Annotated in this window: 10 protein-coding genes; 6 read left to right on the top strand and 4 right to left on the bottom strand. The window is 53.5% G+C overall.

The window, feature by feature from the left end; translation table 11 throughout:
• The first annotated feature begins 6 nt into the window (after nt 1-6).
• Nucleotides 7-1494 (top strand): HlyD family type I secretion periplasmic adaptor subunit, encoded by a 1488-nt coding sequence (locus FHW17_RS12505; RefSeq protein ID WP_246706833.1) that lies wholly within the window; start codon nt 7-9, stop codon nt 1492-1494.
• Nucleotides 1495-1535: 41 nt separating this feature from the next.
• Here FHW17_RS12505 and FHW17_RS12500 read toward each other — a convergent pair whose 3' ends face one another.
• The 4 genes from FHW17_RS12500 to FHW17_RS12485 form a co-directional block, all read right to left on the bottom strand.
• Nucleotides 1536-2048: a hypothetical protein gene (locus FHW17_RS12500; RefSeq protein WP_182510016.1), complete on the bottom strand. Its 513-nt coding sequence runs from the start codon at nt 2046-2048 to the stop codon at nt 1536-1538.
• A 26-nt stretch (nt 2049-2074) separates the two neighbouring features.
• Nucleotides 2075-2665 carry a tetratricopeptide repeat protein gene (locus tag FHW17_RS12495; protein ID WP_182510015.1) on the bottom strand — a complete coding sequence of 197 codons (591 nt, stop codon included), beginning with the start codon at nt 2663-2665 and terminating at the stop codon, nt 2075-2077.
• A 475-nt stretch (nt 2666-3140) separates the two neighbouring features.
• Nucleotides 3141-5225: an ATP-binding protein gene (locus tag FHW17_RS12490; protein WP_182510014.1), complete on the bottom strand. Its 2085-nt coding sequence runs from the start codon at nt 5223-5225 to the stop codon at nt 3141-3143.
• Complete coding sequence (locus FHW17_RS12485) at nt 5222-5989, bottom strand: response regulator transcription factor (RefSeq protein ID WP_112526348.1); 768 nt, start codon at nt 5987-5989, stop codon at nt 5222-5224. The genes FHW17_RS12490 and FHW17_RS12485 overlap by 4 nt, the downstream gene beginning before the upstream one ends.
• Before the next feature lie 208 nt (nt 5990-6197).
• On the opposite strand from FHW17_RS12485, the gene FHW17_RS12480 reads away from it, so the two are divergent.
• The 5 genes from FHW17_RS12480 to FHW17_RS12460 all read left to right on the top strand — a co-directional run bounded on the left by FHW17_RS12480 (nt 6198) and on the right by FHW17_RS12460 (nt 17526).
• Nucleotides 6198-7217 carry an ABC transporter substrate-binding protein gene (locus FHW17_RS12480; protein ID WP_091882447.1) on the top strand — a complete coding sequence of 340 codons (1020 nt, stop codon included), beginning with the start codon at nt 6198-6200 and terminating at the stop codon, nt 7215-7217.
• A gap of 70 nt (nt 7218-7287) precedes the next feature.
• Nucleotides 7288-9444, top strand: a complete 2157-nt coding sequence (locus tag FHW17_RS12475) for an iron ABC transporter permease (RefSeq protein WP_182510013.1) — start codon at nt 7288-7290, stop codon at nt 9442-9444.
• A 22-nt stretch (nt 9445-9466) separates the two neighbouring features.
• Nucleotides 9467-10567: an ABC transporter ATP-binding protein gene (locus FHW17_RS12470; protein WP_182510012.1), complete on the top strand. Its 1101-nt coding sequence runs from the start codon at nt 9467-9469 to the stop codon at nt 10565-10567.
• Between the two features lies 1 nt (nt 10568).
• Nucleotides 10569-11060 (top strand): SRPBCC domain-containing protein, encoded by a 492-nt coding sequence (locus FHW17_RS12465; protein WP_162730202.1) that lies wholly within the window; start codon nt 10569-10571, stop codon nt 11058-11060.
• Nucleotides 11061-11187: 127 nt separating this feature from the next.
• Nucleotides 11188-17526 carry a DUF4781 domain-containing protein gene (locus FHW17_RS12460; protein WP_182510011.1) on the top strand — a complete coding sequence of 2113 codons (6339 nt, stop codon included), beginning with the start codon at nt 11188-11190 and terminating at the stop codon, nt 17524-17526.
• Nucleotides 17527-17531: the final 5 nt, after the last annotated feature.

Genomic DNA, 17531 nt, shown 5'->3' with positions numbered 1-17531 from the left:
GCGCCCATGAAGCCTGAGCAGGCGAAGTCGGAAAAGATCACGAAGGACGCGCTGAAGAGGATCAAGCGGCAGCGGGCCGACAACCAGTTTCTGCCGGCAGCGCTGGAGATACTTGAAACACCGCCATCTCCAATCAGAACAGCCTTTATCTGGTTTATCTGCGTCCTTGCAGCAAGCACCATCCTGTGGGCCTATTTTGGCACCTTCGACATTGTGGCAACGGCACAAGGCAAGGTGCAGCCAACAGGCCGGGTGAAGATCATCCAATCGATCGAGCTGGGTCGAACCAAGGCTGTCCCTGTGACGAACGGCATGGCAGTCAAGGCCGGTGACGTGCTTGTCGAACTTGACGACATACAGATCAAATCCGAAGAAACGGCGCTTGCAGTCAGCCTTCAGGCATATCGCGCCGAAGTTGCCCGCCGCGAAGCAGTGCTTGGCACGGTTGCCGACTGGCAGAAGAACGGGTTGCGCAATGCGGAACCGGTGTCGGAGCAGTCGGTTACTTTTCCTGATGGTATCTCCGAAGCCATTCGCCGCCGTGAACAGTTGATCTACCGGGCTGACACATCGCAGCTGCGTTCCTCGCTGGACAATCTTGGCGCTACGGCCAAACAGCGCCAGACCGAGATTGAAAGCCTGACAGAAACCATCACGGCCCAGCAGGCTTTGGTCAAAACCCTGACAGAGCGTGTGTCCATGCGCACTGATTTGATCCCGACAGCCGCAGGTTCGCGCGCGCAGGTCATCGATGCCCTGCAATCGCAACAGGAGGCGGAAGCAAGCCTCGTTACCCAGACGGGCCAGCTTGCCGCAGCCCGTGCTGCTCTCACAGTTGCCTTGAGCGAGGCAGCAAAACTTGTGAACGGTTTCATCGCTGATAATGTTCAGAAGCAGTCCGAAGCCTCGCGCAAAGTGGACGAACTGGAACAGCAGTTGATCAAGGCAAGCAAGCGGTCGCAGGCCATGACCATCATCAGTCCGATTGATGGTGTTGTTCAGGCTTCGGCCATCACGACGGTCGGTCAGGTTGTTTCTGCCGGGAGCGAGCTGATGCGCATTGTACCCAGCAATTCAATGCTCGAAATCGAAGCCTATCTTCCCAACCGCGATATCGGCTTTGTCTCGGCAGGTCAGTCTGCCGTCATCAAGGTCGAGGCCTTTCCATTCACCCGGTTTGGCGTTCTTGAAGGCAAGGTCACACGCGTTGCCACCGACGCTATTCCTGAGCCTGATGCACAGGCACTGGAAGGCGCAGCGGCCAAGGAATTGCAGAGCACCATTCCAATCGGCAATGTCCAGCGCGTGCAGAACCTTGTATTCCCCGTCACCATCCAGCCTGATGTCACCACCATCAAGGTTGACGGCAAGCAGATGCCACTCTCGCCGGGCATGTCCGTCACCGTCGAGGTCAAGACAGGCAAACGCCGCATCATCGAATATCTCTTCTCACCTCTGGCAGAAGTCTCGTCACAGGCCATGCAGGAGCGGTGATTGTGCTCGATATGATTACAATAGCTGCTGGCGATCAGCAGCTATAATTTTCCGAATGCAACGGGGCGCCAACGCCATCCGTGATTGGAAACTATGTCTTGCAATGGTGACTTTAGCTCCTTTGTCGAGAAGCGATATCTGTAGACTTGGCCGTATTGCAACTCTTCTGTGAACGCATAGCCCGCACCAAATTCGATCGAGGTCTGCTGGCCGCGAAAATATTCGCCTGAAGCACTGAGATTGGGCACACCTGTGTGCCATTCGACGGACCATATTTCGTCGCATGACCGTACTTCTTTTTGTATCTCGTCAAGGCGCAGCAAAACCCGTGCAACCTTGGTCAAATGCGCGCGGCCGAATATTTCATACCAGCCTGCATCGACGATCTTCCATTCGGCAATCAGGTCTGCCGAGCCAGTATTCTCCTCGCGAACAATGAAGGGCGCTGAACTGCGGTTGACGGCAAGCAATGCCTTGTGGAGGTCTGTTGCAACAGCAGGGGTAACGCCCTCCTTTGGTGCTTTCGCACCACTCATCCAATCAAGCCATCCCATGATCTTCTTCCTTTAAGTGGATCTGCTCAGTTGGCGGCCTTACTTTGACGCTGGACCTCTTGCTCGTCGGCAACTGCTTGCGTCTGGTGGCCCAATTGCCTGTGGCACTCGGCGCGGTGCTGATACGCCTCGGCGTTCTGTGTCGGTTTAAGTTCAATTGTACGGGTGAAATCCTCAATGGCCTCATCTGGCTGCTTTGAACCCTGATATGCGAGCCCCCGATAGTAAAAGAAGTCGGGGTTGCTGCCGTCAAGCTCAATAGCTTTGTCGAACATGCCAACCGCCGGAATAGGGGCATTTTGCTGGAGGAAGGCGTAGCCAAGATTATACCATCCGAGCGTGAGCTTTGGATCGAGCGAAACAGCAATGCCGAGATCATTGATGGCTTGATCGAGCTTGCCTGCCTGTCCATAGGTCATGCCTCTGGCAGCATAGGCAGTCGGCTTTTGCTTATCCAGCGAGGTGTCGACGGCTTGCGTACAGCTGGCAATGCGTGTGTCAAAACCGAGGGCATCGTCTTGGCATTTTGCCAGCGTATCGCTGAAGCTGTCAGCCAGAACGGGCCCTGACGAAAAAACGCCCAATGCAATCGCGGCCAAGACTATTCGAGTGAACATGCCGGTCTCCATTCTCTTATTCCGGATATCAAAGTTCGATTTCAGAGATTCTCTCTTTTATCATGTCGCTTTTCAGGCCATCTCTCCCAAAATTTCATAATGCAAGTGATTCTTGTTCATAAATACTTGATAATATGATTTATGAGTTTTTTGTGAGCGCGCAAAGTCACGAAGCAGGATGCGCTGCGATGACCATCTGACAGGCGTCTGGATCGGCAAAATCCGCCATTTCTCTTGGGTTGACGCCCGTTACAATCTCAACAGGAGGTAACATGCCAAAGATCGATGATGGAAACGGTAGAGTATTTTTCGCCCCTTACTCACAGGTAGTGTCATCGCCTCCTGTGATCGTTGCAAAGTTGAAACGCCGCAATACCCATACAGCATAACGGCTGTGGGTCTTTGGGCCTTTGAGAATGGCTATGACCTGCCGGGTCGGTTCCATCAGTCTAAGCCGTCAGTAGGAGCAGGACTGCTACTCAGCTGCTTCGAGGAATGACATGGTGATCGTGGTTCCGATATCGACTTTTGACGTCAGTGTTATTTCGCCGCCCGCTTGGCGTACAAAACCATAGACGATTGCCAGCCCCAGACCCGTCCCGCCTGATGATCTGCGCGTGGTGAAATAGGGTTCGAACACACGGTCGACGAGTTCCAGCGGGATGCCGTTACCCGTGTCGACAACAATGACGCGGACGCGATCCGCGATCCGTTCGAGTGTTATCCTGATGTCACCGCCATCAGGCATGGCTGCCGCGGAGTTACGGCAGATATTGACGATCGCCTGCTCAAACAGGGCAGGATCAAGCGATACTTCCGGCAAGTTTTCGGGTGCGGAAATTGTCAGCTTGATGTCGGGTCCCACGATGACGTGCAAAACATCTTCAATGCCGCGCAGGGTTTTGCGCAGATCGCAGCGGACAGGGCTATTGTGCTGCTTACTGGCAAAGGAGAGCATTCCTTCAACGAGTTCCTTGCCCCGTTCAGAGGCTTTCCTGATGCGTGCAACATTCCGCATCTCGGCATTCGAAAGTGTCCCCATCTTTTCCAGCATACCCACGCTGCCGACTACAATACCGATCATATTGCCAAGTTCGTGGCTAAGCTGATGGCTAAAGCGCACCATGCCATCGAGCCGCTTGGCCCTTTGAATTTCCCGCTGCTGCGTTTCCTGTTCGGTGATATCGCGTACAACAAGGATAGAGCGATCACCCGGCTGGTCCGTGCGTGAAACTTCAAGAATCCTGTTGTTCTTGCTGACGCGCGTTACGCTGGCAGCGCCATTATTATCCAAAGGATCACCATTGGCTGGTATCGTGAATGCCGAAGCCAGTTGTTGCAGGCTCCAGGTGCGGACCGTCGCCCCGGCGCCTGCAAATTCGACGAGGCGCCGGTTCATGGCCATAGCCTTTCCATTTGCATCAAACAGCGCGATACCCTCATTCATGCTGCGAAATGTCCAGCGGATGGTGCGGGCAGCCCGAGTGGCTCTGATATGCAGCTGATTGAAACGCTCGACGCTGCTTTTAAAGGCATTGAATGCCCGGATAAGATCCTGTAACTCCGTCTCATTCGTGCCGACAAGAGGGAGGCGGACATCTCTTTCGCCTCTGGCCAATCGGTTCAGCGCATCAGAAATCCGGGCTATCCCCGCTGAAACCCGGCTGATGGAATAATAAACAGTAACAACACAAAGTATGATCACAAGCAGTACTGTTGCGAGAACAAATGTGCGTATGCTGTCCAGATTGTTGGAAACCGCTGCAATGCCGGCGTTAAAATCACTGCGGAGCAACTGGCTTTGCTGTTCAAGCCCGGCGGTGAGTTTCTGTGATGCTTTGCGCATTTCGCTCAATATGCTGCGCACTTCGATGAAGCGGCGCAGATAGATCTCTCGCATTTGAAATATCTGATCGTAAATGCTGTATTGAACCGATGATAATTGTTGATCACCGGCGGCTGTCTGCATCGACGTGGAGCGGCGAAGATAAGATCGCCGCATTTCGCCGAGGCTGAAAAGACTGTCGGCCGAAGCCGCATTCAGCGCGAACTGCCTCAATTGCAGGTCTGGTTCAGGGCCTTTGCCCTCAAAGTGGCGGATTGTTTCGACGCTGCGGGCGATCTTGTCCTTGTAGAGCTGTGCCTCCTCTGCTGCTGCGGCAAGCTTGAGGGTGGTTTCACGAACCAATCGCAGTGCATCGACCAGTTCGCTTGTGCCCGGTGCCGGGCTCACCCCGGATTCTGCGCCGTTGCGGGCAATATATCCGCTGAGGGAATCGATCTGTTCGGCAATGGAGAGACTTTCGTCAGAGAGCCGGTACGGTGATGTCGTGTTGAGTATGAAGGGCGCGGAGGAAAGAAGGGCCGATGCCTGCCGCGAAATATTGGACGCCACCGCAAGATCCGCATAGGTCTGCACGCCATAGGACGTCATTTGGGTCTTGGCATCCGTCAGGCTTTTCACCGCCATGAGAGACAGTAGGAGCACAAGTGTACAGATGAAGCCGATGGCGAGGGGTATGCGGAAAGCAATGGAATTGAGGAACCTGTCCGCCGTCACGGTGCAGCCTGCTCTGGCGCGTCAAGAACGAGCATATAGCCTTTTCCGCGATTGGTTTTGATGTGCTTTGGCATGGATGGATTGCGCTCAATCTTGCGTCTTAGCCGCAGGACCAAGACGTCAATGTTGCGGTCGATATAGAGCCGCCCATCAGAGCCAAGACGATGCAGGATTTCGACACGATCAATAGGCACCCCAGGTTTTGCCGCCAGAATTTCCAGCAGCGAAAATTCAGAGTTTGTGAGCGTGGCAACGGGATTGCTGGTGGAGTAGGCCAGACGCGCCTCAAGATCGATCAGCCAGTCGCCAATTTTAATGGCTTTGGCATTCTCATTTCTTTCCGGCTGGTCCGACATGCGGCTCGTCATTGTGGACCGCCGCAGAACCGCTTTAATACGTGCAGCCAGCTCAATCGGCTCAAATGGTTTCACCACATAATCGTCAGCCGCTGTTTCCAGCCCCAGCACCCGGTCAACCGAGCTGCCCGCTGCGGTCACCATGATAATGCCCTTATCCGTGTCACGGCGAAACCGTTGTGCCAGCGAACGGCCTGAAATGCCGGGCAGGTTATGATCCACCAGAAGCAGGGAGATTGACGTGTCGTCGATCCTTTCGAGCGCTTCCTCGGCGGAAAAGACGCGGATGGCTTCCCAACCTTCCGATTCCACCAGATCAGCGATGACCTCGGACATATCAGGATCGTCTTCGACAATCAGAATTCGAACCGGTGAAATATTCAAAACAGGTCCTCCCTCCTGAGTCATAATCACAGTCTGTGTTCTAATATGAATAATGTGCTTTGTCAGCAAGCCAATGACAACGGTATGTGACTAAGTATTGTAATAATTGAAAGGAAATACCCCTCGTGATGTCATGCACGCAATGAAATGAAGATTGCGGATGCCCTCATTACTCTCTTATGTGAAAGAATGTGAACGCTTTGACGTTTGCGGATTTTCGGGGAGGACTATGATGAAAAAGCTTCTTTTCACAGCCGCGATCTTTTTTGTGGCAACGGGCAGTGCGCTGTCAGCCGAACGGTTGAGTGTGCTGTGCGGCGCGGATGAACGCTGGTGCGCTGAAATGAAGACGAGTTTTGAAGAAAAGTCCGGTATCCGGGTCGCGATGGTCAGGAAAAGCACTGGCGAGATATTGGCTCAGCTTCGCGCGGAAAAAGACAATCCCAAGGTCGATGTTTGGTGGGGTGGTACGGGAGACTTGCAGTTGCAGGCGGCTGAAGAGGATCTACTGGAAAAATATGTCTCGCCAAACAAGGCTGATCTTCTGGGCTGGGCCAACAATTTCGAGGAGATATCCAAGGGACGCGCTTCGGGCATTTACGCGGGCGCACTTGGTTTCGCATATAATGCGGATATCCTGAAGAAGAAGGGATTGCCTGCGCCAAGCTGCTGGAAGGATTTGACGAACGCGGCCTATCGCGGCGAAATCCAGATCGCCAATCCCGCTTCCTCAGGCACGGCCTACACAGCACTTGCAACTTTGGTGCAGCTGTTCGGTGAAGATGAAAGCTTCAAATATTTCAAGGCGCTCGATGCCAATATCAATAGCTACACGAAATCTGGATCAGCACCTGTCAAAGCGGCATCACGCGGCGAAACCCTGATTGGCATTGCCTTCATGCATGATGCAGTGACATTGAAACAGGCGGGTTTCCCGCTGGAGATTGTCGCTCCATGCGAGGGAACCGGCTATGAAATCGGTGGTGTTAGCATCGTCAAAGGCGCAAGAAACCTCGAAAGCGCAAAAGCCTTTGTTGATTATGCTTTAAGTCCGGAAGGGCAGGCGACAGGAAAGAAATCGGGTCAAAATCAGGTGCCATCCAACGCTAAATCCGAGGTTCCAGATGGTGCGCCTGACATCTCGTCCCTGAAGCTGATTGACTATGATTTTGCCATTTACGGCGCGTCAGACACACGCAACCGATTGCTCTCGCGCTTTGCCACCGAGATCAAGGCCGCAGACTCGCAATAGGCCTTTCACCCGGCATCATTGACAACTGTGATCCTCACTGCGGTGAGGCTCCGATTTCAAGACAGACATCATGAATCGCTCACTTCAACTCATCGCAATGTTGGGTCTGGCGGCCTATTGCCTGCTCCCCTGGTACGGCGTTGACTATGGTATATTCGAACCGGACTGGATCGAGGCCGGTGGTCTTCTGTCGGAAGCAGGAGCATCGGGATTGCTTCGCTTGTTCCTGTTCTCCGATGCGGCAATGGCAATTCCGGCAATTGTGCTCCTATTGCTGGTTGCCGTCGGGTCAACACCCCAGCCATCGCGCCGCCTATCCATGTTCTCTATGGCTGCAACGATCTTTGCTTTGTGTGCGATTATCATTCACGCCATGGCGGGCACTGGCCCGATGCGCTCATTCGGATATGGCTCGACAATTATCCTTACAGTGCTCTTCCTGTCGGCAACCAATCTCTGGTCCCGCCTTGGCAAGGGAAATCGTGATGCATTTGTCGTCTCGTCGATTGCCTTTGTATGCGCGCTGATCCTGCTGTTCGTGTTCTATCCGATTGCGCAGATTTTGGTTCAGGCATTTGTCGACAAGCAGGGCTCGTTCAGCGTGCTTGGCGCTCTGCATATCGCAACCGGTGGTGATATCTGGAGCATTGGTTGCCTTGTCGGAAGGTCAAGGTGCGGCGTTGCCGTCAACTCGATCATTCTGGGACTTCTCACGGCAACAAGTACGACCATTCTTGGCCTGGCCTTTGCGCTCCTGATGAGCCGCACACGCTTTCCGGGAAAACCATTTTTACGCGCGCTGGCTGTTCTGCCAATCATCACCCCTCCATTCGTTATCGGCCTTGCCTTGATTCTACTGTTTGGTCGCGCCGGCTTTGTCACCGATATGATTTCAAACCTTCTGGGGCTTGAAGCCAGCCGCTGGCTGTATGGCCTATGGGGCATCTGGCTGGGCCAGACACTGGCCTTCACGCCAATCGCATTTCTTGTGCTGACAGGCGTTGTGCAAGGTATCAGTCCCTCGCTGGAGGAAGCGTCGCAGACATTGCGTGCCGATCTGTCAGCAACATTGCGCACTGTATCTCTACCACTGATGAAACCGGGGATAGCCAATGCATTCCTGCTGGCATTTATCGAAAGTTTGGCGGATTTCGGCAACCCCGTGGTGCTTGGCGGGGGCGATAATGTGCTGTCGACGGAGATTTATTTCGCCATTGTCGGCGCTCAAGCCAATATGATGCGGGCGGCTGTTTTGTCGCTCATCCTTCTGGCGCTTACGTTGACTGTCTTCATAGTCCAGAAAAAATGGCTCGGGCGTACCGATTTCACGACCATCACAGGCAAGGCCGATAACGGCGCAAACAGCATGTTGTCGCGCGGGCATAAGATCATTGTCTATGGCCTCACTCTGCCATGGATGCTCTTCACAACCCTCATCTATGTCATGGTTTTCTATGGCAGCGTGGTCAAGCTTTGGGGGCAGGATCACACCCTCACACTGGCTCACTATAAAGAGGCGTTTGAAGTCAGCTGGTTCGATGGGGGTATCTGGTGGAAGGGTGCAGCGTGGGATTCGTTCTGGACGACCATCAGTATCTCAGCCATCGCCGCTCCGCTCACCGCTGGTCTTGGTCTCCTCACAGCGTGGCTTCTGGTAAGGCAGAAATTTGCTGGGCGAAGCACATTTGAATTCCTGACAATGCTCAGCTTTGCCGTTCCCGGAACAGTTGTCGGCGTCAGCTATATTCTGGCGTTCAACAACGCACCGATAGAGCTGACGGGCACCGGCACAATATTGGTTCTGTGCTTCATATTCCGCAATATGCCTGTTGGCGTTCGCGGCGGTGTTGCCGCCATGAAGCAGCTCGACAACAGTCTGGATGAGGCGTCGCTGACGCTGGGTGCGAACAGCTTCAAGACCTTGCGGCATGTCGTACTGCCACTGATGCGCCCGGCTATCGTCTCCGCCATTGCCTATAGCTTCATCCGTGCAATCACCTCCGTCAGTGCGGTGATCTTTCTGGTGGGTGCGGATCACAACATGGCAACGGCCTACATTATCGGGCTGGTTGAGAACGGCAGCTACGGCTTGGCAATTGCCTATTCGACCGTGCTCATCATGGTCATGTTGGTGGTGGTCACAGTTCTTCAAGTCGCATTCGGAAAGCGGCGTTTACGCCGGGAAGACAGGATCGGACAGCAATTGTCCCGTCCTGTTGTCGCCTGATTGAACCGAACGAGGATAGAAAATGAAATTGGACACAAATTGGCAAGCCTCCGAACAGACCAGCATCAATCTGAATGATGCGCGCGGCAGCATTGTCTTCAGGAATGTCGTCAAAAAATACGGCGCGGTATCGGCCGTCAATGGTCTTGATCTTGAGATCAATCGCGGAGAACTGGTAACGCTGCTTGGTCCGAGTGGTTGTGGCAAAACAACAACCTTGCGCATGATTGCCGGGCTGGAATTACCAAGCACAGGCACGATAGCCATCGGCGGAACGGATGTTTCGAGGCTTCCAGCGACATATCGCAACGTTTCCATGGTGTTCCAGTCCTATGCATTGTTTCCACATCTAACAGTGCTGGACAATGTAGCCTACGGGTTACGCATGGGCGGGTTGAAAACACCATTGGCAAGGGAAAAAGCTGAAGATGCACTTTCGACTGTCGGACTTGCAGGTTTTGGGCCACGTTTGCCGAGTGAATTGTCCGGGGGGCAGCAACAACGCGTCGCTCTCGCCCGTGCTATCGTGCTCGAACCTGAGGTTTTGCTGCTTGATGAGCCTTTATCCAATCTGGATGCGAAGCTGAGACGATATGTGCGCGAGGAAATCCGCACACTGCAGCAAAGGATTGGCGTCACAACGGTTTACGTGACGCATGATCAGGAAGAAGCGATGGCGGTGTCTGACCGCATTATCGTGATGGAGCAGGGCAAGATTGCGCAGGCAGGCTCTCCGGCAGACCTTTATCACAGCCCTCAGTCGGCTTTCATTGCCAGCTTCATCGGCGAAGCCAATCTGATTTCCTGTGCCGCCAGTACGGTTGCGAACGGGGATAGGGTCGCCAAGATCGGCGACTACAGGTTTACGGTGCCGGGGAGCAATGTATCAGAAGGCCAGGCAACATTGGTCATTCGTCCGGCTGCGATCTCATTTTCAACCAACGCTGACGAAGGCATGCCGAGCATGATCACTTCAGCAGCCTTTCTGGGGGACCGTGTGTTGTACAGCATCGAAACGCCCATCGGACGCCTGTTTTATGTCGAGTACACGTCATCGATCCGGCATCCTGACAGAACCGAGATCAACATCACTCTTGATCCTGCGAAGTTGCATCTTGTTTGAGATGGCCAGTTCCAGACCAGGCATTGATCTTGAGAATCCGGAGGAAGCGCCGGTGCGGGCGATAAAGCGTGGAACAGCTGTTTTTGAGAGACGTCTGGACATCTCGGCACAGGCGGCGTTCGGCGAATGGTCCCGTCCTGTTGACCTGCATCTGAGACGGGACCGAGCCGGAAATCTGTTTTCCTATGTCAGCTTTGACTTTCGTATCGATAGCGAAACGGTCTTCGGCTTCGGTACCCCTGACGGCAAATGGTACCGCGCGAAAATGCGTTACGAAGAAATTGTCGAGGGACAGCGCATCACATATGTTCTCACAATAAAACGCCGTCACAGGCTCATCTATCTCAGCACGGTAACGATTTCATTCAGAGAAACCGCGAATGGATGCGTGCAGACCTATTCGGAGCAGGGCACAAGTTTCGACGGTGAACCCGTGCCGGATCACCTGCAATGGTATGCACACCGGTTGTTTGGCAAAAATTTCTCAAGTTGAGCGTAAGCGGGCGGCTTGTGTGAGGGGCTTTCCATAATGTGGAAAGTTGTAAGTTTTGTAATCAAAAACCTGCTGCATTTTTTCACAAAATACTCACAATGCGTTATCACATGCTGTATGAGTTATGATGAGTATCCTTGGCCGGCGTTTCGATGGCCGCAAAGCAGAGCAACAGGGCTTTGCCCGAGACAAAGGTGATTTCATGTTTGGTCCCGACGGTATTTCGTTTGCAAAGTTCTTTCGTGACATTGAAATCCTGCGGCAGAATGCGATTGCCGCCGCGGCAGCTGCCGCAAAGCCCACCTATACTGCCAGTAAGGGGCAAACGCCGCAGGTGATTGCAAAGGCGCTGGGGCATACGGATGGCGGGCAGGCTATCGCCAAGGCCAACAAGTTGCGCGTCGATCAGGTAATTGAACCGGGCGTTGTTCTCGTCATTCCGAAAATCGAGCCTATTGCTGATCCTGCAGAAACCAATTTCAAAAATGTGGTGGCAACGAAAAAGGATGTTCCGCCTCCCGTTGATCCCAAATTGCTTGCAGCTGATGTGAAGGGCGGAAAAACGATCGAGCAGATTGCCGCGGAACGCAAGCTGAAGACCGCGGATGTGACATCAGGGCTGGAGACGGCAGGTCTGCAGATCAAGACGACCGATCCAACCAGCAATAATGGCGATGTCAAAACGACGGAAATCATTGATAAGGCAACCAGCAAGGTTGTCGCCACGCATTATGAAGATTTCCAGCATGGTGGCACCACATCGAAAATTACGGATGCCGATGGCAAAGAAGTAACGCAGAGCCAGTACGGCGATGGCACGAGCAGCCGCACGGTCAACGATACAAAAAAGGGAGAAACCACCACCCGCGTCGAAGATCCCAAAACCGGCAAGGTTACTGAGACTGTGGTCGATAACGAGAAACGGGTCAAGGAAACGACGACCGAGAAGGTTGGCAATGAAACCCGGAAGACCGAAAAACTTTCGTTCAATGGCTATACGCTGACCACAGCGCCAGATGGTACAGCGACCCTTGTGCGCGAGGCTGACGGTATTCAGATTGCCATAAAACCCAAAACACCAGAATCATCGCTCGCCAAAACCTTGTTTGATGTCAATCCGAACAGCACTGATCCGGAAAAAGCCAAAGAGGGTGCGGTTGTCAAAACCAGCATCGACGCCATGCTGCTGGGGCAGAATTATCAGGAACTTGATGCGGCGGCCCAAGCCAGAGCAAAAGACACGAAAGCGGCGATTGACAAGTACGGAGCAGGGCAGTCAACGACCCCTGCACAGCCCTTGGCTCCGTCTGGCAAGCCCTGGGTTCAGGTTGGCGAGCTTTGGGTTGATCCTGAGGTTGCCAAGGCCATGGCTGCGGAAAACACGGCTGGCGCCAAGCTGATTGAAACCTCGGCAAAGATCAAGCAGGCCGACGATCAGTTGAATATCTATGCCCTTGATCCGGCTTACAAATCGGCGATGAATGGGGCGGCGAAGATTCTCGACAAATCTCTGGCACCGCACAAACTGAGCTGGGTCAGACCAGAAGGCACAGGCACTCTTGATGAAGCGCGGCAACAGCTTGCCGCCACTGACAAGCAGGTAACGACGGCCAGCACCACCGCGAAGGAATATGCCGAAGCCGAGCGGCTTACGGGCGAGGCGATCACCAAGAAGGGACAATTGCCGCCGCCGGTCAGAAAAGACGCTACCGTAGCGACGTCCCCATCATCTCATTACGATCCTGAAACGGCAACGATCGAGTGGAACGCCAAAAATGCCGAGGTGAATGATCTGTTTGCCAAAGCTAATACTCACACCGCCAATGGTGACAAAGCCTTTGCTGATTATCTGGTTGGCATGAGACAGGAAAATTTTGCTGCCACAAAACCCGGCACGAAGGAAAATACTGAAGCCAAGCAACTGCTGGATCAGGCACTGTCCCAACAGGACAAGGCGGGAAAAAATGTGGAGGCCGCAGGCGTCTATGAAAACTATCATAATGCCAACAAGACCGCAGCCGATCTGCAGGTAAAAGGCCAGGGAATAAAGCAGCAGATCATAGCGGAAGACCGCCGGAAGAATCCTGATCGCTATGACTGGAGCATAGAGAACAGCACCTATGGTGGCGATTATCTCGGTAAGATAACGGATCAGAAGGTTGTGGAGGACCCAAAAAACAATCAGCTTTATGTCGAGACAACCTATGAGCACGGTGGCACGAAACGCATCCAGCTCACATTCGCCCGCAGTGACAAGAATGTACGCGGTGAGTTCAAGGATCGCGAACTTAATAAACAGTGGCAATCGCTTGTCGATGGCCCGGAGGGACAATGCGGTCTGGGTGGTCTCAGGAGCGCTCAAAGCGCGGTTATTGCCGGTGGTGAACAAATCAAAAAGCTTCAGGTCAATGATCTCGATCTTCAGATCAAGGATCTGGACAAAGCCATTCCGGAACTGAAAAAAGCCCGCGACGACGCCATCGCGAAATATGGTCCAGGTACGCCAGACGCACCGGCTGGCAACAAGACCAATGGGTCCAATGTGGTCGATGCCGGTTACACAACGCCGCTCGGCAAGGGAACGGAAAATGCTCCGGCGAATGGCGAGTCGGTTCGCATCCAGATGGATGGGCAATGGATGTGGGTGCATCCGGAAGTGGCTAATGCGCAGCTTGCACTGGACACTGCGACGAACCAGAAGCAGTCAGCCGAACGCGCCCGTGACGAGGCCAATGCCGCACGCAATCGTTTGAACTTTGCTTTGACGCAACCGATCAAACTCATGGTCGATGAAGGCTCCGACACTTATGGAAAGAATACGGAATATGCCTATCTTGAAAAGCATCGGGACGAAGCGATCGCGGAATATCAGCTGAAGTTCAATGACCTTTATAAAGATGGTTATACAAATGATTTCAAAGGCATAAAGACCGGTAAGGATCTTGACACCACCGTTGCGAAGGCCTTGGGGCTGAATGCAAGTCAAGACGCCGAAACTCTCGGAAAAATAACCGGAGAAATTCATGACATTGCCGGTGACAACGTTCAGTACAAGATCGTTCCAATGTTCCATGTCAGCGAGGATCAGGGTTCCCAGCAGACGGCGCTTGTTGCGGTAAAAGAAGGCGGCGGCAAGGTTTATTATGTCGATGTAACAGGCAAGCGCTTTGAGAATCTGAAAGATTTTCAGGACAACAATACCCAATTTGGAGAGGGTGGGCGCCTCGTGGTGCCGCGCAGTCTCGACATGCGAAAAGGCCCTGATTCAACTATTCCGCTCGAAGTTGTCAGCGCACGCAATTTCACTGTCGCGGAAAAAATTATCGATCCGGTGGTGGGGACGATCACTACGGTTGCAACAGTTGCATCCTTCATTCCACCGTTTGCGCCGGTTGCTGCACCCATCGCCATGACTGGCGGTGCCTATCTCGGCGGCCGGGCGATTGCACGGCAGGTCAACCACCTCCAGCATGGTGGTGAATGGGGTGACTCGGAATCCTGGATGAACATGGGATCAGTGGCAAGTTCGTTCATTCCCATGGCAGCCGGCGGACTACGCACACTGGGCATGTTCCGCGCGGTTGAGGACATGTCTGCATTGCAGGCGGCCAGAGGCAGCATCGGCGCCCTCAGGGCGGATTCACCGATGGCTCTGAAAGCCGCTGAATATATGAGCAATGGCGGTAAACTTAATCGCACGGCCCGGGGACTGGACTGGTCATCGCTTAGTATCGGTATTCCGATGGTGGGCGTATCAGTGCATGATATCGCTTCGGGCAACCTTAAGGGCCTTGATCTTTTCAATACGATTACCGGCGTTGCCACAGGTGCCGTTGGAACGGCGTTCGGTATACGCGGATTGTTGATGACGCGGCCAAACAAAGGCGAGTCGGAGGAGGGTGGTGCCTCAAATCAGCCATTCATCCCGCCAGTGCTTCCGGAACTCAAGACCAATAAATTCAATTCTCAGGGCTTTGATGATGCTCAAGTGGTCAACAATGTAAAAAATTTCGTTGATTTTGCGCAGTCAAAGCAACCGCGTAACTTGTCTGCTGCCGGACGGGAAAAGGACTGGGGCGAGTTGTGGAGCGATTATCAACGGCATTTGGGCAAAGACCCCAATGCTGGATCACGCCCCGAGCCTTTTGATATCCCCGGATTGGCAAATCCCCTGCATGCGGGAGCCGATCCAAACAAAGGTATCGGTCCAATCACCTATAACAAGCCTGAGATCACAGCAAACACTACGCCCGAGCAGATCGGCTCAATGCTGCCGGGTCAGCTTGCGCGGCTTGAGCCGAGAGAGTTTGAGAATTTCACTCCTGTGCAAGCCGAGAGTGTCAGAAAGGCGGCAAGAGAGAGCCTCAGTGACGAGCAGCTGGCAGCGCTCGAAACAGCCAGAAAGCGACGCAATCCAAGTACATCAGGGCCCAAACAAACAGTGCAGACCGTTGTGGCAAGCAGCGAAAGCGCGCCCGTGGGCGTGACAAATGTTGCTGCTCCAGATGGGCCTTCCAAACCAGTCATTACGCTGACGACCAAGCCGAAGGAAATTAAGAAGCTGTCTGATGAAGAAATCGCTCTGTTAAGCCCCGAGGATTTGCAAGCTCTCCGCAGAAAGCAGGCAAAGGCTGTTAATCCGGATAAGTTGGAGACGGACGAACATCTTTCGGCTTTGCTTTATGCCCAGAGGCGGCGCGGCGCAAACGAGAAGAGGCATGAACTTCTTGATGTGATGAGCGAGCGCAGTCCTCCGAAACTAAGGACGGGTTGGATCAAGGGAGGTGTCGCTGGCGCGAACATCGGTGCTGAAGCGCTCAAACGTTCATTGGGGATCTCTGAAGTGTCCAACACGCTTGGCGGGCCTTCCTCGGCTGTTTTTCTCTCTATTCGCTCCAATGTTTCAAAATATGCCTGGTGGTCGAACAATCATGGCGTCCAGCGTGCGTTCGGGTATGCCATGGTTGGTAACGAGAAACGCGCGGTCGAGAGAGCCGAGCAGCTGTTGGCGCGCGCGGGAACAAAGGGTGCTGCAAAACCATCGGCAGAACAAAAAGAATTCCTTATTGCTACCCTTAAGGAGGTAGCTTCGTTGGGGAAGGCATATCGCGACGCGCGCAATGGCGTCTCAAAAGCCGACCAGCCGATTCTACCCAAAATTGACACCGACAAATTGAAACATCCCAGCATCTCGGAAGAGAAGACCCTCAATGCCATGAACAAGCGGGTCAACTACAAGGTTGACAAGAGTGTTGATCCAAATGATGTCGCAACAGCACAGCAGCGAATAGAAGATTTAGGCGCTTTGGACCCGGATAAGTTCGGCCCGGCCTATGATAGATATTCGCGCACCGAAGATGCCCGCAAAGCCTATGATGATCTTCATAGTTATCTCCTCGACAAGTTCGGGCACGAGCAGGATGAGTTCAAGGGCACAATCGACTGGAAGAGAGCTGAAAAGCTTGTCGGCAGTTCCATGTCTCCCGAAACGCATTTGGGCTTTGCGCTGAAAGCTGGCGCCTTGGCTGCCCCGGCCAATGCGCTTGCAGCAATCATGCTAAGCTCACATTCAAGCCATTTGAATATTGCGCAATGGCTTGCTCAGGATACGGGTAACGTTTTGCGCGCACTTCCGGCTGTTCTGATCCAGACGGCCTATCTGAAAGCTGTTCAGAACGCTGCGGATATCAAGATGGACAAAAGTCCAATGACGCCCGAAAAACAGGCAAATATAAAGCAGCTGGACCAGAAAAAAGACGATATGAACAAGGCGAGCGATGAAACCGCCTGGAAATTCAGTCTGCCCGGTTTTGCTTTGCTTGGCGGTGTCGCCGCAACAATGCCAGAAGGTGGTTTGAAGTCTGCCTTGTACGGTGCGCAGGCTATCGGGGGGCTCGCATGGTATGCTGCCCAGCGGCCACCAAAATGGATGCCGACATTGCCGGGCCGCGTCAATGAAGGGATGCGGTTTTTCGGGATTGCAACCAGTGTGGCGGTACCATTTTATATATTGATTGACTCCTTCTTTGCTGAGAGCAAGGACAAGAGCAACGATAAATCCAATCTGGACAAGTTGGTCGAATTGTCGACCTGGGTATTCAGCGATAAGCAACCACTGGCTCCCGGTCCCGCGACAAAAAGCACCTTGCCGCCACGGCCGACAACAATAATCCCACCTTCAACGGTGCCTGTGATTACCCCGACGGTACGTGCGGGACTGAAGCCTATCAACTTCAATATGCCAACAGGAACGGGCAGTGTTGAGGACGAACTGAGCTTTCACCTGCAGCGTGCAAAGGTGATGCTCGATCCAGCCTATGCCGGTACGAAGGAACGAGCCCAATACGAAGCAGCCGGACCGAGCAGTTCGGTGTTTGCCTGGGAGAACATGCGCAATTCGGCGGCGGATATGGTGAAGCTGCTGGACGTCGATGCCAGAAGGATGGATATACCTCTTTCTGCCTGATCGGA

Source organism: Phyllobacterium sp. P30BS-XVII, from assembly GCF_014138335.1.
In the GTDB taxonomy this organism is placed as follows: domain Bacteria; phylum Pseudomonadota; class Alphaproteobacteria; order Rhizobiales; family Rhizobiaceae; genus Phyllobacterium; species Phyllobacterium meliloti.
This window is presented reverse-complemented; position numbering and strand designations above follow the sequence as displayed.

Excerpts from the sequence above, each read along its gene's own strand:
- FHW17_RS12465 (WP_162730202.1), top strand. The coding sequence starts at position 10,569 with ATGGCCAGTTCCAGACCAGGCATTGATCTTGAGAATCCGGAGGAAGCG.
- FHW17_RS12460 (WP_182510011.1), top strand. The coding sequence starts at position 11,188 with ATGAGTATCCTTGGCCGGCGTTTCGATGGCCGCAAAGCAGAGCAACAG.
- FHW17_RS12495 (WP_182510015.1), bottom strand. The coding sequence starts at position 2,665 with ATGTTCACTCGAATAGTCTTGGCCGCGATTGCATTGGGCGTTTTTTCG.
- FHW17_RS12470 (WP_182510012.1), top strand. The coding sequence starts at position 9,467 with ATGAAATTGGACACAAATTGGCAAGCCTCCGAACAGACCAGCATCAAT.
- FHW17_RS12485 (WP_112526348.1), bottom strand. The coding sequence starts at position 5,989 with ATGACTCAGGAGGGAGGACCTGTTTTGAATATTTCACCGGTTCGAATT.
- FHW17_RS12500 (WP_182510016.1), bottom strand. The coding sequence starts at position 2,048 with ATGGGATGGCTTGATTGGATGAGTGGTGCGAAAGCACCAAAGGAGGGC.
- FHW17_RS12505 (WP_246706833.1), top strand. The coding sequence starts at position 7 with ATGAAGCCTGAGCAGGCGAAGTCGGAAAAGATCACGAAGGACGCGCTG.
- FHW17_RS12475 (WP_182510013.1), top strand. The coding sequence starts at position 7,288 with ATGAATCGCTCACTTCAACTCATCGCAATGTTGGGTCTGGCGGCCTAT.
- FHW17_RS12480 (WP_091882447.1), top strand. The coding sequence starts at position 6,198 with ATGAAAAAGCTTCTTTTCACAGCCGCGATCTTTTTTGTGGCAACGGGC.